Annotated in this window: 31 protein-coding genes; all 31 read right to left on the reverse strand. The window is 51.0% G+C overall.

Annotated elements, in window-relative coordinates:
• The 31 genes from P346_RS13420 to P346_RS22430 all read right to left on the reverse strand — a co-directional run bounded on the left by P346_RS13420 (nucleotide 1) and on the right by P346_RS22430 (nucleotide 19908).
• Complete coding sequence (locus P346_RS13420; RefSeq protein ID WP_032659041.1) at nucleotides 1-201, reverse strand: hypothetical protein; 201 nt, start codon at nucleotides 199-201, stop codon at nucleotides 1-3.
• Nucleotides 202-271: 70 nt separating this feature from the next.
• The gene (locus P346_RS13415; RefSeq protein WP_032659043.1) at nucleotides 272-598 is read right to left on the reverse strand and encodes a head-tail connector protein; all 327 of its coding nucleotides are present in this window, start codon (nucleotides 596-598) and stop codon (nucleotides 272-274) included.
• Nucleotides 595-1497 carry a hypothetical protein gene (locus tag P346_RS13410; RefSeq protein WP_032659046.1) on the reverse strand — a complete coding sequence of 301 codons (903 nt, stop codon included), beginning with the start codon at nucleotides 1495-1497 and terminating at the stop codon, nucleotides 595-597. Before P346_RS13410 ends, P346_RS13415 begins: the two co-directional genes overlap by 4 nt.
• The gene (locus tag P346_RS13405; protein ID WP_032659049.1) at nucleotides 1490-2827 is read right to left on the reverse strand and encodes a phage portal protein; all 1338 of its coding nucleotides are present in this window, start codon (nucleotides 2825-2827) and stop codon (nucleotides 1490-1492) included. The genes P346_RS13410 and P346_RS13405 overlap by 8 nt, the downstream gene beginning before the upstream one ends.
• A gap of 202 nt (nucleotides 2828-3029) precedes the next feature.
• Nucleotides 3030-4967 (reverse strand): phage major capsid protein, encoded by a 1938-nt coding sequence (locus P346_RS13400; protein WP_032659050.1) that lies wholly within the window; start codon nucleotides 4965-4967, stop codon nucleotides 3030-3032.
• Between the two features lie 57 nt (nucleotides 4968-5024).
• Entirely contained in the window at nucleotides 5025-6683 is a 1659-nt protein-coding gene (locus P346_RS13395) for a terminase large subunit (RefSeq protein WP_032659053.1), read from the reverse strand.
• Between the two features lie 3 nt (nucleotides 6684-6686).
• Nucleotides 6687-7148, reverse strand: coding sequence for a terminase small subunit (locus P346_RS13390; RefSeq protein ID WP_032659552.1), 462 nt, complete (start codon nucleotides 7146-7148; stop codon nucleotides 6687-6689).
• Between the two features lie 179 nt (nucleotides 7149-7327).
• Nucleotides 7328-7696: an HNH endonuclease gene (locus P346_RS0121610; protein ID WP_032659055.1), complete on the reverse strand. Its 369-nt coding sequence runs from the start codon at nucleotides 7694-7696 to the stop codon at nucleotides 7328-7330.
• Nucleotides 7689-8282, reverse strand: a complete 594-nt coding sequence (locus P346_RS13385; protein WP_032659058.1) for a hypothetical protein — start codon at nucleotides 8280-8282, stop codon at nucleotides 7689-7691. Before P346_RS13385 ends, P346_RS0121610 begins: the two co-directional genes overlap by 8 nt.
• Complete coding sequence (locus tag P346_RS13380) at nucleotides 8264-9721, reverse strand: glycosyltransferase family 2 protein (protein ID WP_032659061.1); 1458 nt, start codon at nucleotides 9719-9721, stop codon at nucleotides 8264-8266. Before P346_RS13380 ends, P346_RS13385 begins: the two co-directional genes overlap by 19 nt.
• Entirely contained in the window at nucleotides 9709-10044 is a 336-nt protein-coding gene (locus tag P346_RS23450) for a hypothetical protein (RefSeq protein ID WP_071995964.1), read from the reverse strand. Before P346_RS23450 ends, P346_RS13380 begins: the two co-directional genes overlap by 13 nt.
• A gap of 168 nt (nucleotides 10045-10212) precedes the next feature.
• Nucleotides 10213-10458 carry a DUF2560 family protein gene (locus P346_RS13375; protein ID WP_032659062.1) on the reverse strand — a complete coding sequence of 82 codons (246 nt, stop codon included), beginning with the start codon at nucleotides 10456-10458 and terminating at the stop codon, nucleotides 10213-10215.
• Nucleotides 10459-10547: 89 nt separating this feature from the next.
• Nucleotides 10548-10805, reverse strand: a complete 258-nt coding sequence (locus tag P346_RS13370; RefSeq protein WP_032659557.1) for an Acb2/Tad1 domain-containing protein — start codon at nucleotides 10803-10805, stop codon at nucleotides 10548-10550.
• Nucleotides 10806-10871: 66 nt separating this feature from the next.
• Nucleotides 10872-11051, reverse strand: coding sequence for a hypothetical protein (locus tag P346_RS23455; protein ID WP_050597625.1), 180 nt, complete (start codon nucleotides 11049-11051; stop codon nucleotides 10872-10874).
• A complete protein-coding gene (locus P346_RS0121625; RefSeq protein ID WP_443112210.1) occupies nucleotides 11002-11280 on the reverse strand; it encodes a hypothetical protein in 279 nt (92 codons plus the stop codon). Before P346_RS0121625 ends, P346_RS23455 begins: the two co-directional genes overlap by 50 nt.
• Nucleotides 11277-11501 (reverse strand): hypothetical protein, encoded by a 225-nt coding sequence (locus tag P346_RS13365; protein ID WP_032659065.1) that lies wholly within the window; start codon nucleotides 11499-11501, stop codon nucleotides 11277-11279. Before P346_RS13365 ends, P346_RS0121625 begins: the two co-directional genes overlap by 4 nt.
• On the reverse strand, nucleotides 11498-12124 hold the full coding sequence (locus P346_RS13360) for a glycoside hydrolase family 19 protein (RefSeq protein WP_032659066.1): 627 nt from the start codon (nucleotides 12122-12124) through the stop codon (nucleotides 11498-11500). Before P346_RS13360 ends, P346_RS13365 begins: the two co-directional genes overlap by 4 nt.
• Complete coding sequence (locus P346_RS13355) at nucleotides 12121-12402, reverse strand: phage holin family protein (RefSeq protein WP_000220248.1); 282 nt, start codon at nucleotides 12400-12402, stop codon at nucleotides 12121-12123. The genes P346_RS13360 and P346_RS13355 overlap by 4 nt, the downstream gene beginning before the upstream one ends.
• Nucleotides 12399-12803, reverse strand: a complete 405-nt coding sequence (locus P346_RS0121630; protein ID WP_032264642.1) for a putative holin — start codon at nucleotides 12801-12803, stop codon at nucleotides 12399-12401. Before P346_RS0121630 ends, P346_RS13355 begins: the two co-directional genes overlap by 4 nt.
• A gap of 116 nt (nucleotides 12804-12919) precedes the next feature.
• Nucleotides 12920-13498, reverse strand: coding sequence for a hypothetical protein (locus P346_RS13350; RefSeq protein WP_032659067.1), 579 nt, complete (start codon nucleotides 13496-13498; stop codon nucleotides 12920-12922).
• A gap of 115 nt (nucleotides 13499-13613) precedes the next feature.
• Complete coding sequence (locus P346_RS13345; RefSeq protein WP_032659069.1) at nucleotides 13614-14192, reverse strand: DUF1133 family protein; 579 nt, start codon at nucleotides 14190-14192, stop codon at nucleotides 13614-13616.
• A gap of 13 nt (nucleotides 14193-14205) precedes the next feature.
• A complete protein-coding gene (locus P346_RS0121635) occupies nucleotides 14206-15195 on the reverse strand; it encodes a DUF968 domain-containing protein (protein WP_032659070.1) in 990 nt (329 codons plus the stop codon).
• Complete coding sequence (locus P346_RS13340) at nucleotides 15192-15917, reverse strand: phage antirepressor KilAC domain-containing protein (RefSeq protein ID WP_050597626.1); 726 nt, start codon at nucleotides 15915-15917, stop codon at nucleotides 15192-15194. The genes P346_RS0121635 and P346_RS13340 overlap by 4 nt, the downstream gene beginning before the upstream one ends.
• Before the next feature lie 15 nt (nucleotides 15918-15932).
• Nucleotides 15933-16322: a RusA family crossover junction endodeoxyribonuclease gene (locus P346_RS13335; protein ID WP_023338483.1), complete on the reverse strand. Its 390-nt coding sequence runs from the start codon at nucleotides 16320-16322 to the stop codon at nucleotides 15933-15935.
• The gene (locus P346_RS13330; RefSeq protein WP_032659072.1) at nucleotides 16319-16639 is read right to left on the reverse strand and encodes a LexA family transcriptional regulator; all 321 of its coding nucleotides are present in this window, start codon (nucleotides 16637-16639) and stop codon (nucleotides 16319-16321) included. Before P346_RS13330 ends, P346_RS13335 begins: the two co-directional genes overlap by 4 nt.
• The gene (locus P346_RS13325; RefSeq protein WP_032659073.1) at nucleotides 16636-16863 is read right to left on the reverse strand and encodes a hypothetical protein; all 228 of its coding nucleotides are present in this window, start codon (nucleotides 16861-16863) and stop codon (nucleotides 16636-16638) included. Before P346_RS13325 ends, P346_RS13330 begins: the two co-directional genes overlap by 4 nt.
• On the reverse strand, nucleotides 16860-17708 hold the full coding sequence (locus tag P346_RS13320; RefSeq protein ID WP_032659075.1) for a DNA cytosine methyltransferase: 849 nt from the start codon (nucleotides 17706-17708) through the stop codon (nucleotides 16860-16862). The genes P346_RS13325 and P346_RS13320 overlap by 4 nt, the downstream gene beginning before the upstream one ends.
• Nucleotides 17705-18361 carry an MT-A70 family methyltransferase gene (locus P346_RS13315; protein ID WP_032659564.1) on the reverse strand — a complete coding sequence of 219 codons (657 nt, stop codon included), beginning with the start codon at nucleotides 18359-18361 and terminating at the stop codon, nucleotides 17705-17707. The genes P346_RS13320 and P346_RS13315 overlap by 4 nt, the downstream gene beginning before the upstream one ends.
• Nucleotides 18358-18852, reverse strand: a complete 495-nt coding sequence (locus P346_RS13310; protein ID WP_032659076.1) for a hypothetical protein — start codon at nucleotides 18850-18852, stop codon at nucleotides 18358-18360. Before P346_RS13310 ends, P346_RS13315 begins: the two co-directional genes overlap by 4 nt.
• A complete protein-coding gene (locus tag P346_RS13305) occupies nucleotides 18849-19739 on the reverse strand; it encodes a conserved phage C-terminal domain-containing protein (protein ID WP_032659078.1) in 891 nt (296 codons plus the stop codon). The genes P346_RS13310 and P346_RS13305 overlap by 4 nt, the downstream gene beginning before the upstream one ends.
• Complete coding sequence (locus P346_RS22430) at nucleotides 19729-19908, reverse strand: DUF4222 domain-containing protein (RefSeq protein ID WP_071995965.1); 180 nt, start codon at nucleotides 19906-19908, stop codon at nucleotides 19729-19731. The genes P346_RS13305 and P346_RS22430 overlap by 11 nt, the downstream gene beginning before the upstream one ends.
• Between the last annotated feature and the right edge of the window lie 177 nt (nucleotides 19909-20085).

Genomic DNA, 20085 nt, shown 5'->3' on the forward strand with positions numbered 1-20085 from the left:
TTACCTCACTTTTCTCTCACTCAGGTAAGTTTGCTGAGGAAGGTTATCCTCTTCAACTTCTTCGGCCAGCGTTTGCATTATCAGTTTGCAAAGTGACTCATTCGAGTTGGCCAGACGATTAATTGCCTCAGTTTGTTTTGTCTGAGCTGCTGTCTGGGCCTTTAGCGCTTGCAGAAGTTCTATTGCGAGTTGCTCGTTCATAGGCTTTTTTCATCCATTTTTTTATCCATTCACGGCGGCGGGCACAACCTGCACAAGCCATATCAACTCCTTAAATTATTGTCGGCCTTCGAAGGTCATAAATCAGCATGGTGACAGCGTAAGGGAGTTCACCCTGCTTCAGTTTTTCTTCTTCCTCACCGCCACGGTTCCTGTCCAGATAGCCAAGCAAAACAAGCAAGGCTGTCTGGCAGCGCTTAAGCGGCTCTCCCTCTACCAGAACCCCGGAACTATCAACAACGAGCTCACGACTTCCCTGAATGAAAGACAATATGGCAGCGCTTCCGCCCTGTATTTTCATCTCAAGATCGGAGTCTCCATAATCATCATCAATTCGAAGGTGAAGCTTTGCTTCGTCAAGGTCTACCAGTTCAATCATGGTTTATCCCTCAAGTCCCGTCCCTTCTTAACTGCAAGCGTCCAACCTTTTGTACCTGGTTCACCTGGCTTATCTGCAGTTTTTTCATTGCAGTGCCATAGCGAACCAGCCCAGGTTACGGTGTCTCCAGGTTCGTACTCTTTACCCGCCTTAAATACATCGCGGTAAATGGTGACCGGGATAGCAAATGTTTTTACGTCAACAAGTCCGCTGGCTTTTTCAAGTGAGATAGTGAAGAGACGTTCTTCATCCTGCTGGATGTTGACCCCGGCGACACCGTCCACAATACATTCCCATCCGCGCATTCCGTCGGTCTTCTGATAAGAACGCCATAGCCCTCCTTTGTGAGTCGCATACGTTCCACGTGGGTAGGATTTTGTTTCATCAATGCACGGTTCTAATTCAATTTGCAGGGCATCTCGCCCATCGCTCGGGGTGATCGGTTCAGGTATCTCGTCAACCGCTGCTTTAACTGCATCAGCAACCAACTTAGGAACGTCTGGCAACTCTGGAACTACCGGTTCCGGAATCTCGGCCACGGCGGCCTTAACCGCATCCTCTACCAGTTGCGTAATGTCTGGCAACTCTGGAACTATCGGTGCCGGAATCTCAGCCACAGCGGACTTCACCGCATCGTTGACCAGTTGCGTAACGTCAGGAAGCTCTGGAATTACCGGTGCTGGAATCTCGGCCACGGCGGCCTTAACCGCATCCTCTACCAGTTGCGTAATGTCTGGCAACTCTGGCAATACCGGTGCTGGAATATCAGCTACAGCAGCCTTCACCGCATCAGTAACGAGACTCTTCACTTCCCTTTCAAACTGAGATTTCATAGCGGTGATGATATCCCTCACCTCTTCACCGATCGCCTGAATGATAGATAATTCGCGCTCATCCATTGTTAATAATCCCTCTCAGTGAAGTTTTTACGAATGACTTTTCAACCAGAGAAATGGCTGATTTCGCAGGGGGCGTAGGATCAGAAGTATTTTTACCAAATGGGTTATCTGACGCATCGCGCCTTGCAAGTGCAGGGAGGCTGAAGTTTTGCTGTTGCAGGAAAAGATCATCTCCACCTTCAACAGGTGGAAGGTTTTCACTTTTTCTTGCTTCGTTAGGTGTAAGAATTGTGTTTTTAACCCCTTCACCAAGTGCTTTCATTCTGCGTTCGCTATCCATGCGCAGCAATGCGCCAATATCAAGCTCAACACGCTTATTTTGGCCAAGGTCGAAGGTTTCCTTAAGCAGTGCCTCAATTGACTCAATGAGCACCTGAAGGCACTGTGAATAGTATTGCTGTTCAAGTGCCTCCACGTTGTCAGAACTTGGTATTTCACCGACTCCAGCCTTATATGCCGGTACGTGAAATGCTGAGCAAACCATTTCAGCAGAAAGTTTTTGCTGTTCTACCGTCTGTGCATCCACTGCAGACATGGTAATTGCTTTATATTCAGCTCCACCAGATAGCAGCCCAGTTTTACCTGCGTTCTCACCGGTATAACCTACATCCCATGCTGCCTTAATTTCTTTTGCTTTTTCAGCATCAATAGCGCCAGGGATGGTAATCACGCCGCTGGGCTTGCCGCCGTTTTTAAAGAAGAATGCTGAGCTTTCCTGAATGTGTTTACCCTGCATTGCAGCCAAGCCACAGGCGTAGATAGGTGAAATGCCAATCAGTGGGTGAAACAGGGAGTTAAAACGGTCATGAATGATCTCTCTTGCCGGCACCGTAACCTGTGTAGGGAGACCGCTAATCTTGTCAGGGCTGATCTGGTAAAAGACAGAACCATCATCAGCAACCAGAGGGATAACTTTATCCGGATCAAGAATACGGAGCTCAGTAATCTTTCCAGCATTATTTTTTACCTTCATCACGTAGGTATTACCGCGTGAAAGTTTCGAGTTCATCCATGTTTCAAAGAACTGAATCGTGTTCTGAAACTGGTTTGGTTTGGCGATAAGAGTGTCGAAACTGGCATCAGAAACATCTTTCCAGATACCGTTAGAATCCTTTGATTGAATAGCAGGTGACATCTTAGAAATGTCACTGGCGATCAACGTAATGCAGGAAAAGACTGCATAGTATGAAAGTACCGTTTCATTCCTGACTTCCATATTTCGCTGCCATGCCCCACCAAATGGCTCACGAACGAAAGAAAAAAGTGGAGTCCATACGCCGGATGGTGGTTGCTGTAGCGCTTTCTCTTTCCGTCTAAAAGGGTTCCACATCAGCCATTCTCCGCGTTTTCTTTTTTGTTTTTACGCACCCCTGCTTTTTTGCCGGTCACGTATTCCGCTTTGTTCAGCAGAACCAGCACCTTTGCGCACTGGTCATTCACAATTTTCTCATCACCTGGCAATGAGTCATGTGTACGCTGAAGGTATCTGATTTTTGCCATCTGAAATGGCGGGGTTTCCCCCGCCCTCCTTTTTAGCTTGTAGAGCCAGTGCTGTAATCAACGCCAGAGATTACTGCTACGGCCGCATCGCGGCGGCGTTTCCAGTTAATCCAGCGTTCAGCTCGGATTGCCACGCTGTTCGTCTGGAACATGGATACCAGTTCAACACCAGCTGGCGTCGTGCTGTCATGGGTCGGCGCACTCTGCATTTCCAGAGAAGCCTCGCGAGACATATCAACTGCAACACCGCCATCGTCTGCCAGGTACACATCAGGCGCATTAACCAGTACCAGCTGATTACCAACGTACTGGGAAACGATAACTGGTAGCCCCTGGAACGTACCGCCCAGCATGGTCATATCTGGGTACTCTTTCTGACCAAGAGCGTTTTTACGCATAGACAGAGTAAGTGCCGTAGTGCTGGACATCAGCCAGACTGCGCCATTCGGTTGCAGGTTGTTTGTGATGAACTGGCCGAACGCAGCAGAAGCATCGGCATCCGGGTCACCAGTTGAAGGAATCGCAGTAATGCCGTTGGTGATGGATGCCGGAGAGACATCAGCGACCGCTGCTTTCGCCGGGTCAATGAAGTCTGTATCCAGACGTGCGATTACCGCTTCCGCCAGGGCATTACGCACCAGAGCATCTGCGGATGGGTTGGAGAAACGGATCAGCTCTTCTGTCAGCACCGCGATAGAAGCCACTTTGGAGAAACCGAAAGTGATCGTAGCGAAGTCGAATTTAGTGAGCGGTTTCGCTTTACCCTGGCCAACCCAGTTTGCTGAACCACCGGATGTTTGCGCCGGGATTCGCACGTTAAATGGAACCTGACGAAGAGACGGGATATTTCCCTGACCAAAACGACCGATAATTGTCTGTGGGCGCAGGAACTCAACGAAGTCTTGCGCATAGTCCTGATATTCTACCAGTGCGCCTGCCCATGTTGGGTCTGTCGTAGTGCCAGCACTTACAGCCGCCTTCAGAACATGATGAAGCTTCGTGTCTTCTGGATACTGATTTTTTGCAATCTGCAGCGCTTCAGAACGGCTACCGTTGCCTGCCGCCAGTGATTTTGCAAAGCGAGCGAACGCGATACCTTTTTCCAACTTCTGCTCAACACGGATGATAGCCGGGGACTGACTGACCACGGTTACTTCACCATTTGCAGCTTTGGTTACAGGTTTAGCCGTTGAAGCGATACTGGCTTCCATATCGCGCAGACGTTTCAGGTGTTCATCTACAGATTTAATTTCAGAAGAAACACTGTCATAGCTCTCAGTTTCTTCAGCATCCAGCGTTCTGCCTTCATCTGCGGCTTTGCTCATGATTTCGCTCAGTGAACCAGCCAGCGCCGCACGTTTGTTTTCAAAACTTTTGATCTGTTCAGCGATATTCATCGTTGGTTTTCCTTTTTGAGAAGATTTATTCGGTGCTGAAGCGCCAGCAGAATTAATGTTTTTAACTACCGGTTTCTCAGTGCCAAGCGCGGCGAGTAACTGGCGGTCAAAAGATTTAACGGTTTGAATTGAACACTCGGCGTTAGCCGGAATCGTTACTGCAGAGACTTCAAGCAGTTCCCATTCAAGAAAATGGATGCCGCCAGAGTCGAGATACGCGTATTTAATTGGCTTGAAGCCGATAGACAGGCCTTTTACGAGTCCTGATTTTATTGATGCCCATGCTTCTTCAAGCCTGGCCACCAGTTGCGATGGCATGTCCGGTGTTGGCTTCACAAGTTGTGCCGTGATTTGAAGCCCCTCTTTCACTTTCTTTGCAGCGCAGTTCCCTATTGGCTGGGTTCTGTCGTGCTGCCAGAGAAATGGGTTTTCACTGCCAAACTTCGCACCGTCAGGGTCCATAATGTCGCCGTCACGGTCAGGTGATGGTGTGGAGGCAATCCCGGTGATTATCCGTTTGTCCTCATCCACCGCTTTCACCGTCATGATCGTACATGCGCGGTCAAGCTTCATTTACTGTCCTCCAGAAACGAAAAACCCGCCGTAGCGGGTCATTAACTGACGTGTGATTTATATGAAAAATACCTGGTAATCTTTTTTCTTCGCTTCGGGATTAAGAGCCATTAGCGAAACGGCATTGAACAGGGCCATGAGTGGGTCAATTTTCCCCTTCCCGCTGGCCTGTTTGGTAATGAGGATTGCGTTACCTTTGGGTTCTACCCTTGCGTTACCAACACACCAGGCCATTAACGGCTGACCGCCATGAATGAGAACACCCTCGGCAAGCTTGCGCTCTGTGGTCTTTATCGCACCACCAAGCCGCCAGCCTTGACTCACGCCAACTACCGAATCTTCAGGTATTTCAGCCTCCACGAGAGCATCAAGGATCTGACCAACTCCTGAAGGGTCAATACCAATTTTGTCCAGCAGCTCCGCATCATTGATACGACTGACATATTCAGCAACTTCCTCTGTGTCCTGTCCTACTCGCTTAACGATGGTCAGATCACCGGCCTTAACGAAATCGTTGAACCGTGATTCCTCACTTTTTCGGCGGCGCACTGCAATTTCATGCGCCCAGGCATGCCCCCATCCAATCCATTCACGGGTGTTTTTGTCACGCCCGATCACGAAAAGTCCAAGAAGGTCATCAAGGCCACCGCCATCTATACCAACAGTGGCAACTTCAGCATGCTGTAGGATATCGGTGAAGGTCACCGGCCTGATTTGGGCCTCCCAGAAATCAACACCTGCCCAGCGGTCAGTTCTGAGGTTAAGGCCTATTTCGATATTAAGGTGCTTGGCGAGAAACTGCTGAAGTGTGCCATCTGTTTTGGCCTGGTTTTTACGAAGCTGATCGGCTATCCACTCGGCACTGACAGAGCGTCCAATATTTGGATTTGTGATGTAGAAGTTTTTAGGATCAAGATATGCCTTACTTTCCACCATATGGTCAGGAAATTCGTACAGGATTCCCAGCGTTTTGTGGTCGATTATTTGACCATCACGAACTTTACGCCAGTAATCAAGGCGCTCTTTGAAAACACCAGCTGGCGGCTCATCGCTTTCCGTTGTGAGAAATATTACCCACCCTTCGTTACGTGAAACCTGACCGCCAAGCGCCTCCATAAACATCGCTTCTGCATTCGACCGTTTTCCGAACAACCAGAGCTCGTCTACCAGGATCCGGCCAGATTTTTTACCGGAAACCGTATCAGTGTCAGCGGCTACAACCTTAAGGGTATTTCTCGTAATCCGATGGGTGATTGTCCTGATATGGTCCTGAATCTGGAACATATCAGAAAGCTCATCGTCAGCACGTATCATTCCGGCCGCTGGCTTGAAGCTATTATCAGCAACCTCTTTTGTTGGTGCCAGAATCAGGTGTTCCTCATCCTCTCGCCAGCAAAGTATGAGCGCGGTCAGCATAATTCCGGCAGCAATGGTTGATTTGGTGTTTTTCTTTGAAATCAGTAACCCATACTCACGTATAAGTTGGTTCCCTGTTTCAGCGTCGTAGCCACCAAAGATGGCCTTAACAAAATCAAAAACCCATTCCTCAGAACATTCACCAAAAGTTGGTTTACCAGGCAGGTCTGAAACACGGAGCTCACGGAAAATACCAAGCGCCTGCTCTGCCTGATCGGGAAAAATTGGTGGTGGGATGATTGACTCACCAGCAACAAGTCGCCGTTCCCAATCGAGACAGGCGGTAGACCACTGAGCCATACGTTACACCTTATTGTTGACCACCAGCTTTGGTGGTGCCATGGCACCGAATTTACTGGCAGTGGCTGCGACCTTCGCGGCGGCGTGGCGGGCATCTTTTTTCCCCCCTTCACCTTTCTTCGGATGAAGATAAGGCAACATTGCCTTGGCAGCATCCTTTCTGGTGTCAATTTCTTCAGTGGTGTCGTTCATTACCGACTTAAGAAATTCGAGCGGGTCCTCAAAGGTTTTTACTGTTCTGTTAACTACTGGAGGTGATGCAGTGCTTTCATCCCTGGTCGGTACATCATATGGATCTGCAGCACGTTTCTTGTTGATAAACGCGATGACATCCGGGTCTTTTGCCAGCCGTGAACCCTGTGACCTTGCGGTTTTCTCGGAATAACCGGCCTTACGGGCTGCTTCAGCCTGGGATGAACCGGACATCAGCGCCAGTGCGTATTTGCGCTTTTGTCCTGTTAACACGTTAACACCCTCCAAAAGGGAATTTTTTCTGTGCGTGAGAGGGGGCGCGGTGTCCAGCGCGATCGGCGTTGACACCCAACCATACCCCCCCCGGCGTTGATGAGAATGAATACCATTCATGTTGAAATTATTCAAAATGCAACTATATTGCAATGATATTGATATCGATTCTCATTTTGTTATATCACGATGATGTTCGCATGACCTTCGCCAGTTGGAACCTGATACTTCATTGCCTCCACGTCTGGCTGGGAAGTAGCGGCTTCACGCGAAGACTTACCAGCGTGACATTCGATACAAAGCGTCCACAGGTTCGTGGTTTCATTATCGCCACCGAACTGCAGCGCTATTCGGTGGTCAAGCTCGCTGTCATGCAGATCCACTACACGGCTACACATGCAGCAATGGCCACCATCTCGGACATATATCCTGCGCTTGAGTCCTACCCTTGCACTTCCGCTTATTCGTCTATTCTCGCCATACACTGGCTTAATACGTCGGGTATCAATGGACTTTAACCGAGGGCGTAGAGTCTTTAGCTTACCCATACAACCTCCATGCTTTGCGGCGTTCTGTTCTTGGCTGCTTATCTCGCGCAGGTTCAACCGGCTGACCATCAGCATGATCAACCAATGAATAGCACGGGTAGATGACTGGTCCTCCGTGCGCATCACCCACGGCATAATCAGCAGCTTTACTATGGCTCCATTTATCCAACACTTTCTGGATATGCTTTGGTGGGACACAGTAGCAGACGCCGTGTATCAATCGCGTGAGCGTTATGAATTCAGCCCGAGACTTATCAGCAGCTATAAGCTTCGATGCAATCTCAAGCTGATACTGAGGTGGCCTTCCTGTACCGAGATAGAAGCTGATAAGTGAATCTGGGTAACGCTCAATCCAGTCGTAAACAGAAGAGATAAATCCTTCCACTGGCAGAGCATCATCCTCTAACACAACAACGTGGCAGCTTTGATCTTTTGCCCACTCAAGTGCGCGTCGATGGTTCCAGTTCGCGCCATGGTCTTCGTAGTCAATGAGCATGTGAGCATCGAGTATGCCGCATAGCTCTTTAGCTGTATCAATGCGCTTATGATGGCCAACCACAACAAACTTCACTTGTGTTTCCACCATGCCGCCTCCTTACCGATACCATCAGTCTTGAAAACGGTATGAACCAGAGGGCCGGTGACAAGCCTGTCAGCGAATGACTGCGCGACAATACCGAACGCCAGCATGTCACCCACCGCAGCGCCAGCCTGTTCTTTCTTCCAGAAACGATAACTCTCTATCCGGTAGTAAAGACGGATGATGCCGTGAGCGAACGCCATTACATCAGCGCGGGTGCCACCCAGCAGACCAGCGTTAAGCATCACATTGTTGCGGTGAGCATCAATGAATTCCTGATATATACGCTCAGGATGATTCTGCTTTGCCCAAGTGTCGGCGTAGGTCTTCGGTTCAGAACCGACGTAAACAGTACCGGGCTTCATTTCTTCCCATGGTGCGCGGAGCATTTCGACATCTGTACCATCTGTACACCAGACGAACCGGTATTCCGGGTGATCACGCAGGTGCTGCCAGATGTGCAGCCATCGCCGGAAGTAGACATTCATCTTCACATCAGGAACGCGGTATAGCTCAACGTCTGCCGGGACCGACTGCAGATCATCCACCAGCGCGATACGGCCACAATTCCGAAGCGATGATGCCCACCTACTCAACATGTCTGGTAAGGCCGCCATTTTCGCACCGCGCTGCGGGTCTGGCTGACTCGTCAGCAGCGTAGTGATAACCACGTCACGCTGTAAGCGATATTCGGCATAGCCTGTATAACCTGCATCTCTTCGCCGCCCGTAAATCACAGCGTTCTTCTTATCGAGCGCTTCGCGTTCTGGTCTCGGTATACTGCGTGCGCCTTCTTCGTACTCATCCATTGAGTGAATGAGCTTTTCAGAGCCAACCACATCAGCGAAAGCCCAGGACGTTAATCCAGCATTATGAATGCGTAACGCTAGATCAGGATGCTCGTACATGCCGCGACCGTATACTGGGTCGAAACCTCCTACCTTATCGATAGCGCTTCGGTGGTAATAAAGCATGACACCGCGCTGCCCGGTATAAGCGATATGCTTACGGTCTCGGTAAAGGACGGTCATATCGTTAATCTTTCGTGGTCCAGCAAGATCGAGAAACTGGTAAGCCAGATGCGGCTCTGGTGATTCTATGTAAGGGAGGTGCCAGTTATCAGCGATTGGCCATGCATCATCGTCCCAAAGGAATAAATGCTCACATCCTGCGTCCACCAGCATGGTGAGGCTGGCGTTCTTAGAAGTGACAATTCCACCTGCTGGGTCGATACGAACAAGCTTCACGTTATCCGGCACTACAGCTGCAGGTTTTGAGCCATCGTCTACCACAACCACCAGCGCACCAGATGGAAGATGCTTCAAGTGCTGTTCAATGGCGCGTTTAAGCACTTCCGGGCGATTATGGGTTGTGATTGCGATGCCTATGCGCGATGAGTTGGCGAACTCAGGTACAAAACGAACACCACCAATCAAGACTTCCATGCACAACCACCAGATAAATTGTGCTTAGCAAGAAAGTCGTTCACTAAATCACGTAGCTCTTCGACTTGCTTAACGGTTAATTGCTTATCAGGGTGGATCACAAACTGGAATTCGTTAGAAGCACCGGGATTGTCTAAATCAATTCGCGGCTGTTTCTCAGAATGCTCATTACCGAGATTAAATGTCGCAATAACTTTCGGCACTTCGTTTGGCGCAGTTTCTACCAATGTTGAAACCTGACCATCTAGAAGCAAGCCACCCACGGCTATTCCATACCCGAAGAAACGATCACCGCGATACAATTTTGCGAGTTGATATTTCATGTGCGTTTCCTTTTAGACGTGAGCCTGCCGCACGGCAATGCCGCCCGAGAGGTAAACGCAACCTAACGGCATCACCCAGGCTCACTACTGAAAGACTCTCTTCATGTTGCGCGTGCGAAGCGCATTAAAAAGCCCCGCGTCTGCGAGGCCTGTTACTTACGATGACGATCAACTGCCAGATTCAGCTTCAAACAGCAGCAGAGCTTCTTCAGATGCTTTAATAGCTTTCGTGGTTCTGGCCACAGGGCCGATTTCGGTAGTTACACGGCTGAGCTGGTTAACGAAAAGTTGATACTTCAGTGGGTCGTCACCAACAAACTTAATCGCGTCTGCTGCTGCAGCGGTGTCATAGTTCAGGTTCGTCAGCAGGTTTAAGCGGATCTGCTGTGCAGGTGTAACAGTGATTTCAGACATTGTTTATCCTCTGGTGGGTATATTGATTGTCTTATCCGCTTGTTGGGATAACCATTATCAAGCCCACCAGCAGGTGAGCTTTGTAATGGCTAACAGTCGGCATCTGGACGGGAAACGGCTCGACATGCGGCCATGCATGCGCGCTTCATGTCGAACTCAGCCTGTCTTATCCACTCCTGGGCTTCCCAACTGTCGATTCCCAGAGGGATGTCTCCCATTTGTTCTCGAAGCAATTTGATGAACTGGCGGCTGATGTCCTTGAACTGGTTCATCTTGCCAATTTCACCGTAAGAGAGTTCGCGGTAGCCCTTAACGGTGCTTCCGTCCTGTGGTTTAGCTTCGCTCATCGGCTTCTCTATTTTTGGTGGGTATGGAAACTTACCCGCGATTGAATGTGAACACAGCAGCATGTTTCACTCCTGTTTCTGGCAGTTCGCCTGCCACGCTTTGTTATGCGTCAGGATATCTTTCTTCGTCTGGCGGTCCATAACGTCGATGTCGTGATCAGTCAGGTAGATTGGCTTTACCCAGTCACAGGCGGTATCAACCACCACCGGGACGCTTCCACGTGTCACGCAGCTCGCGATCAACATCGTCATCAGGCATGTGGTTAACAGTCTGCTGTACATTGCTGGCCTCTATCGTTGCTTCTATGCGGCGTTCAGCTACTGCTTTAGTGGCTGCGGCCTTTTCTTCGGTGCGCTGCTGGTCTGCTTTGGCTTCCGCTTTGCTGGTGCCGCGTGAATGGCCAATGCCAAAAGAAGCGGCGATAGCGCCAAGAATGGCTACTGCGACCGTGATGATTAATTGCACTGTGATCATGCTTCCACCTTCGGTTCAAATGATCGAACGTTCATCGGCTCGCCTGACGGGAAAGACCAGTTCAGCCAGGTGAAGGTCTTAAGCTCGCACATACCGTCAAACATCTCGCCGGGATCAATATCGTCGTAGCTGCAGACGATATGAAGCTCATTACCTTGTGCCTGAAGAACAACCGTATCGGTCTCCCACCGTGGGATTAAGATTCGCAGCCACTTTTTCATACAAGCACCGTCTTGGCCTGCCCGAAGCGAGATCGACGATCTTCCAGCCCGTTCGTTCCGCCGTTGATAATCTTCGTCACCTGCATTAAGTCACCGGAATACTTCAGGCATCCCTTGCTAGCGAAGAACCACGCCGCGCTTCTGGCTGCGTACACATCTTCGGCCAATAGCTCAGGCTGCTTAACCAAATCAACCTTCAGGCCGTTCCCACAGTCACGGTAGTTGCTGAGGCCCGTAATCTGGATAAGCCCACGCCCTCGGTATAACCAGCCGTCGCTGGGAGCGTTGTTCCCCATGCGTTTGCTGTAAACCAGGTTAGCAATGGCGCGCTGGCGCTCAATCGGTAATGTCCGCTCTTCAGGACGGCGGCCAAGCGTGTTTGCCTGTTCTGCTGTGAGGCGTCCGGCACGAATGAAGTTGGCCAGTGCCGCTATTCGGTAGTTGAAACTCTCCACCAGCAGAGTGAAGCCAGCTGACTCATGACCTGCCTGAGCAATGAACATCGCCTGGTCTACCGGCTTGGTGATGCCGAACTCTTTCATGGCGTCACTTACTGGCTGAAACCAGCGCGCCGCTAACTCGGCGCTTAGCCCAGCCGCCTTTTGAAATTGTGATTGGTTCACGTTGTGCTTTCCCCTGCGATTCTTGCGATGTTGCCCCTGGCTCGCCATACGGCAATGCAGACAACGAGGTTGACGACCAACTCTCCGTAATCGACCTGCACGTAATCGCCATGCCAGATGCGGAAAGCGGTAAACGCTGGAGCGAGGATCAGCCCATACGCCAGAAACTCCATCAGACGACGGCGTCGTAAGCTCCGCTTTCTGAAGAACATCAGGCGTATGGTGATGAGGATGCATGCAACAGCGTTAATGTTCAGGATCAGTGTTTGCCACGTCATTCTTCCCCCTTCAATCCGGGTAAGTCTCCTGTCTTCGACCGCTTGAGGATACGAGCCAGGATGGTGACAGAAACCGATGAAGCCAGCAGAGCACCCATAGCTGGAGATACCTTCACGGAAACTGGCGGAGAAAGGTGACTTAATGCCGCATTGATTAGCGCAGCGATGATTTCAGATGCTGTTCCAGCGCAGTAGACCCCACCAATGAATGAGATGAGCGCGAACAGTATCTGTTTCCAGATCTTATGGTCCTCACTGCTCAGGACGTATAGCGCGGCCCCGGCAAGTGAGCAAAGCATTACGGCGGGAGTAGCTTCTGGAAACATCGTGGCGAAGGTGATTCCGGTAGTACCGGCAGCAACACCAGCAGTTGCCGTAGCAGATATCGGTTCTGCGGACATTGAGCCCCCTCTTATTGCCGTGAGTCCTCTCAGAACGAGGGGAAACAAAAAAGGCCACCCTAATGGGTAGCCTGGAAATTAATTTAAAGCGGCTTTTCGCCACTTTTATTCTATTGCTATTTACCGATTCGAATTTTTACTTCTTTTGCAATTCCTGATGGAATAGAAACTCGTGTTGATTTTGCCCCACGCCAGAAAATCCTGAACTCATCCTGCCAGGAATCAAGATTAGACTTCAAAAAATGGTCTCGGTTATGTCCATCAGTGTATTCACATGATCTCATAACTCCAGAAATTCCTAGCTGCTTGTCAATATTGCGCTTCAGGAGTTCAACATCGCTAATCTCAACACATGCTCTTTTGCCTAGTCTTCTGGCAAGATCTGCGCTTTTTGAATTAGCTAGGCAAAGAACAAGACCATCTTCAAACCTTTGCTCAAACTTAATTGTTTCAGGATGGAAATGACCATTGAAGGTTGAGTCAATAAATGTAACCGTTCCGCCGCCTTCAAATTTGACGAGATTACCGAACGCTTTAATATCATGCGTGGAGGTATCAATTAAGTTCTCATCGGGAGTCATAACCCCCTCTCTCTCATCAGAGAGATAAGTACTTGCCTGAAACAGAGGAACAACACCACCTCTGATCCAAGGGAAAACCCATTCCGGTTTAGTCAGATAAAGATATTTCTTCATAGCATCCCCTTTTTTTTAAGGGATGATATCTGAAAAATTAAAAACCCGCACTGATGGCGGGTTTATGTTTTGTTCTGTTGCTCAGTACGCTTTACTGTCCCGAGCCTAACACAATTTAAGCACTTTCTTGCTCACTCTGCAACTTGAATCTGTCGCTATTTGTGCCAAATGCGTCACAAAGTGGAGCGTACAGGAGCGATTCTGCCAAACTTACCCATGTGTCTATTCGGCGGCGGCATGTGATAAGGGTCCAGTAAGGATGTTTTAAGTTCAACTCGTTGGCCATCTGCAGCTTACTCTTACGGAGCCGGTGACGGTCAACGATTACGCCATACAACCCTCGGTATTCATCATTCATAAGGACCGAAGCAATAACACCATCAACCTTAAGGCCCTCTTCGTCGGAGCAGAACGCCAGGCCGCTTTTGTTTTTGCTGTCGAGAATTTCGCGCAGGTAAGCTTCCAGCTCAGGTTTAGTGATGCCGGATTTCTTCATGCGGCGCAGCGCATCGTTGATTGCGGTCTTGGTAATTTTCCCGGATGCAAGCAACTGGTTGAACATGTTTCCGCAGGAGCCACCACCGATGTATGACCAGCGGCCCCACATGCGGAGCTTTCCCTGTACCCAGATGCTTTCGAGAGTGCGAAGGCGAACCATCTCGCCGGATTTGCCAACTTCAGAAGGATTGATCATCTTGCGTCTCCACTTACGCCAGTACGCCGATTTCAAGCGCACGATCTAAAAACCGAAACAACAGCACCAACTGGTCGCCGTGCTTCGCTTCAAATGCCACAGGATCAGCGTGCAACTCATCGTGATGCGCTCTGCACAGCGGTATCACAAACAGGTCGTGCGCTTTGGTTCCCATTCCACCCTGCCCGTGGCCTATCAGGTGGTGGGGGTCGTCTGCCGGGTTATTGCAGCAACTGCACTTCTGCGACTTAACCCAGCGGGTGTACTTATCGTTCTCCCAGCGGCGGCGCTTTGGCCTCAGCATGAAAGATTCAGGTGATTCAGGATCGACCTTCACCGAGACTATCTTCTTAACTTTCTCCTGGAGGATTTCAGTAGCCGGTAATGACGGAACAATCTCACTTTCCCGCATTACTGAGCTGTGCGATTCAGGCTTAATCCTGAGGGCTTTATTGGCCACTGATTCAGAAATAAGGTCGGCCAGATCGTTACGTACCATCCACCAGCAGAACTCCGGCAACGTCAGGGTGTGGTCTGAGCTAAAGCCCAGCATAATATTCACCCTTTCGAGTAGCCATTTTACCAGGTTCTGCATGGCAATTCCTGCCAGTCTTTCAGTATTTTGTTCACGCAACTGGTTATCACAGCCCCAGCAAAGGCGAATGCTTCCGGGTGGGTGACGCATTATCGTGAAGTCCTTTGAGTGCCAGTCATTGTGGGGCCACTGGCATTCGAATTTTCTTTCCAGCCAGGCATCAAGGCTGCTCAAGCCACCAGCACGCTGAATAACCCTCTCGTTCAGGAAAAGCTCTTGCATACTGGCATCATCTGTCAGTGGCTGGTGCGCTTCCGGAATCAGGCCAGATGGCAGGTGCTGGATTGCTTCGGAAGGCGTTTCAATCACAACACGCCCACGACGAAACAACCACAGCAATTCGTTGCCTGGGCGGAACAGTACCACCCCGGACATTGGCGCAACTTCAGGTGTCAGTATGGCTCTCACGCAATTTGCCCCTTAGCGATATGCTCAGCCCACAGGCCGCCGATCCAGCGAACACCCTTTGCTGTAAAGCGCGACTGATTGAATGCGTAGTTGGTCTGGTTGGTTGTGCCGGTCTTAACTTCAAAACGCCCTGCTTCGATGTGTTTGCTCTTCGGCGTAAGCACGCGGTTAAGGCGGTACATGATGCCGTTTTCAATGAGGAACATCGCAAATTCTGGCTCTTTGGCGTTAAGGAGTTTGGCAACCTGCCGGAACGTCATTGATCCAGTGGCTTTGACATAGCGATCAACAAATTCAGCCTTAGGCGCTGCTATAGCCAGTTCATCACTCAGGCGTTGCTTCTGTTCGGCAAGGTCGGCAGCGAGGCGGAGTGCTTCAGGGAGTGTTTGCGGTACCGCCATTCCTGCCCCGCTCTCCAGTTCCTGCCAGCGGTCAACCAGACGAGCGGTAAACTCCGGGCACAACTGGGCGACGATCACATAGCTATCTCGCTTGTTAACTTCGTAGTAATGGTAAACCTGCTGGTTCTGTGGATGGGTGTACTGCATTGCAGCATACCCCCCAATTACGCCTGAGTTCATCAGTCGCTCGATGGTCACACACACATTGCTGTGGCGTGAGTCGACCAGTTTTGCAATCTCACGGCTGGACATCGTTATCTGCTGCCCCATCGCGGTTGCGTGGTGAGTCGGGCACATTACGGTGATATTCATCTGATTCATGCTCTTCTCCACTTATCAGGCGGCTGCACCCGCCAGAGGTTCATGTTTCTTGATCGATATCTCTACTCGTCCACCGGGCACTTTCGGGCCCCACTCCACCAGCATTCTCTGCACCTGACTATCATCCTCCCAGATACCAGCGTGCGTAAGTGCGTCAAACAGAGCCTTGTTGTAGTTGTCGATGTCGCGTCGGCGTTCGTCAGGTGGGTACAGCATGATTTCTACGGCTGCCGGGGCAGTTGATGGTTTTGGAAGGAAGCGAAGCTGCTCGACGATAGCCACACAGGCAGCACTTTGATAAGCCCTGCCTTTGGCGCTGATAAGATGGCGGCCTTTTAACGGCCCCTTGTTCGGGGCTCGCCAGTAGGTGTTTACGCTCGGAGGGAACGGGAGCACCAGTTTCATAAAGTCACTCCCTGCTTTTTCAGCCATTCCACAGCGTTATCTCTGGCAATGTCTCCACCAGATAACAGGTCTTTAATGATCGTTACAGGAACTGCATCCCATTCTGATTTGACGACGGTAATGCCCCTGGCGGCGCCAGGAGCAATGGAGAGGTAACCTTTTTTCTTTAGCGCCTTCACATGCTCAGCAGCAGCGTTCTGCGATGAGCAACCAATCAGTTCAGCAAGCTCTATTAAAGTTGGCGTGAAGCCAACCTTCTCGATGTGAACCTTAATAGCTTCATACACTTCACTCTGACGCGGCGTTAATTCGATCATGACTCAACTCCATAACGCCCGTTCAGGCGTCCTATTACGCTGTTGAACATCACCAGGCTTACGCCCATCGGTTTCACCTTCTCGTGGTACTCCTTCAGGATCGGAGGCACTACGACATTCCAGCTTGGCTTTGGCTTCTGCTTCAGGGCTTTTTTGATGGCATCGTTGCATTGACGGGCTACATCACGCACAGCGTTTTCCTGCTCGGTTGATAGCTTCTTCACACAACCTCCAAGCAAGCCCGGACGAATTCAGCCGCAGCCTGTGCGTTTATGGCGTTACCGTAGCCTTTGAGTCGGCCGACGCGGTTGCTGCTTGCCACTCGTGCCACCCCGGGCTCGACTCGTCCCATGCGCGCGGCAGCCCCATCAACCAGCGGGAATGTGCCGGGTTCAACTGGACGCCATTTTCCATCTCGACATAAGAGCCAGTCCGCATCTCGCCAAAAACCGTTAACCTCAAGGGCCCGCACAGGCTCGCCGCCCAGCCGATTTTGTTCGGCGTCTCTCGACCGTCCGAAATCATTTGCACCGTCGTTGCATTGGTGATGTAGTTGACCTGTGGTGTTGGCCACCCAGTAGGCCCGCTCTCTGATGTGCGGCGCACCGACGCCCGCTGCCGCAAACGGCACAAGCCCGAAGGCGTATCCCATTCCTTCCAGGTCAGTTTGTACAAGGTCGAACCATGTGTTTGAGTTACCGCTTGCAACCTGTTCGCCAAAGACATGCTGAGGTCTGAGCTCGCTGATGAGGTGGAAGAAGTGGGGCCAAAGGTGCCGCTCGTCAGCAAACCCATCGCCTTTGCCTGCCGCGCTGAAAGGCTGGCACGGGCAGGAGCCAGTCCAGACAGGCTTATCGTCAGGCCATCCGGCGAGGCGCAGGGAGTGAGACCAGACGCCAATTCCGGCGAAGAAGTGGCATTGCGTGAATCCTCGCAGGTCGTCAGGTGTGACATCTTCAATACTCCTTTCATCAACTTCGCCAGGAGCGATATGACCGCCGGCGATCAGGTTACGCAGCCACTGGGCAGCAAACGGGTCGATCTCGTTGTAATAAGCTGCTGGCGTCATGCGGCCTCCGTCTTAACAACATCGATGGCGCAACCGGGAAGCAGTTCCACCGCGGCGGTGGCGCACTGATTTCCCCAGTGGTGCCAGCCTGGCGCCGCGCTGCGGCTAAACAGCTCAATGCGTGACACATCACCGTAAAGCAGCTCCAGCCGGTGCCGTACTTCCCACGGTTTTTCGCTGTGCGCGCCGAGGGGGCTGTATACCACCTGCTTAATCCCGGCGTGCTTACGTTCCAGCCCGGCGCCGCGGGTGGCAATCAACAGGTCTTCAGTGTTGGCCCGAGTGTGATTGCCACCGTTCATGCGTGTCTCGGCGTTAAGCAGATCGAGGAAGTCGTAAAAGTCGGTGACTTCACCCTCGGCCAGCGCCTTGTTGATGCGCAACTCGGCGTTCTGATTCAGCTTCACCCAGGTAAAGCCCTTCATCGTGCGGACCTTAAAGCCCCAGGCTTCAGCCAGTTCGATAGCCTCGCGGGTGTGCGTGCCGGTGAACCACATAGCCAGAACAGCATCATCGGCAGCAAGGTCCCAGACCGGAAGACGCTTCATGTCGATCAGCTTCATTGTGCCGTAGTGGTTGGTGGCAGCTCCGTTGCTGACGGTGTTGCCGTATTCCCAGGCTGGGTCAGCGTAAATCAGTGAGTATTTCATCAGACGTTCCTCGCTCTGCCAGCCAGACACCAACCATCACCCGTACTTTTAACCCTCGGCACCATACTCAGGCAGCGCTTACGCTCTTTGAGAATTTTGGTGCGCATGGTTTCGTTCTTTGAGCGATTGAATGCCTCCATCAGAACGGTAGCTGCACGCAGATAAAGCCCCTTGTCAGAAAGCTCTTTAGCTTTGTCCATCATCGCAATGACTGCCGGGTTTGGTGCGGCTTCCTGCTTTGGCTCAGGAATTACTTCTGCTTTCTCAACCGGCATCCGTGGGGTGATAGGCCCAATAGGACCTGCCGGCGCTTTAGCGTAGTAACGGAAGTTGTGGCGTTCGCCTTTACGCTCAGCACGATTAAGCATGACAAGGCGACATACAGCACGCTGAACACTGTGCAACGCATACTCCGGCAGTGCTGCGGCGATCTCTTTGTTAGTCAGTCCAGGGTTGTTGGCTACAAACAGCTGAATTTTTTTCAGAAAACTCATGATTTGGCTCCTCTGAAACCTGAAGGGATCTCTTTGTCTGGACCACCGAAGGTAAGGGAATTTTTCTTGCGGGCTGCATCCCAATCCTCGCGTTGCGGTCTTCCCTTCGCATCCCAGCGAGTAGCAACCTGCAGGTAGCCAGGGAAGTTTCCGGGGATAAACAGAGTTTTTGGCCGCATGTACTGGTAATCCTTCAGGCCCTTCCAGTGTTCGTGTTTGTAGTCGACCACCAGCATGAGCTCTTCCGGAGTAAACCCCTCACGAAGCCTTGCGCGTATGTTATCCAGCGATGCAGAGCAGTTCTGGAAGCGAGAACCGCTTACCAGGTTGAGATGTTTCAGCACAAGTTTTGAATTATCTGTCAGCAAAACATCAGGATCAGGCTTATTGCCGACCTTCTCATCGTCGGGTTGCGGGGCAACCTGACAAGAAGGTTTTTTATCTGATGGTTCAGTAGTTGATTTTACTGACGGATCCCCACCAGATTCTGACGGGTGAAAACAGCCGTTATTGCTGTTTTTCGACGCATCAAATTTTGACGGGTCGTATTTTGATGCGTCATATTTTGACGCGTCAGATTCTGACAGGTGAGAAAAGGCAGAATCACGAAGCTTTGTAACGTTAAGTTGATAAACGTTGGAAGCGTTACGGTTTCCCTTACGGCGCTGTTGGCGGGTCAGCCAACCATCTTTCTCAAGCTGTCCTATAGCCGTGCGAACTGTGCTCTCACCAGCCCCAATCTGACGTGCGATAGTAGCGATAGAAGGCCAGCTAACTCCCTCGTCACTGCTGAAGTCTGCCAGACGCGCCATGATGGCAACGCTGGACAGCTTCATGCCAGAAGCGGCACAGGCGTCCCAAACGTAACCGGTTAATTTAGTGCTCATGGTCGTCCTTTAACTCTGTAAATTTACGCTGGAATTGCTCAAGAGGGCTGAAGCACTCATGATCGTACCCTTCGCGAAGGTATATAACGCGTCGAGTCTGTGGCTCCCATCTGATGACACGGACCGGGACGCCGTAGTGGTCCCTGAAACGCCGGTTAACTTCAGCCATTCCTCACGCCCCTTCTCGTTCATCAGAGCAAAAGCCTCTACCATCGCGTTCTCAGGCTGGTAGTTGTTCGCGTCAGCCTGGTCGTTTAATCTCTCCACATAGCCGAACGGAGAGTCTTTTCCCACCAGTGGAAGGCATCTGAATTGCTTCGCTGGTCTCAATCGGTTTAAACTGTTC

The organism is Enterobacter sp. DC1, assembly GCF_000568075.1.
GTDB lineage: Bacteria > Pseudomonadota > Gammaproteobacteria > Enterobacterales > Enterobacteriaceae > Enterobacter > Enterobacter asburiae.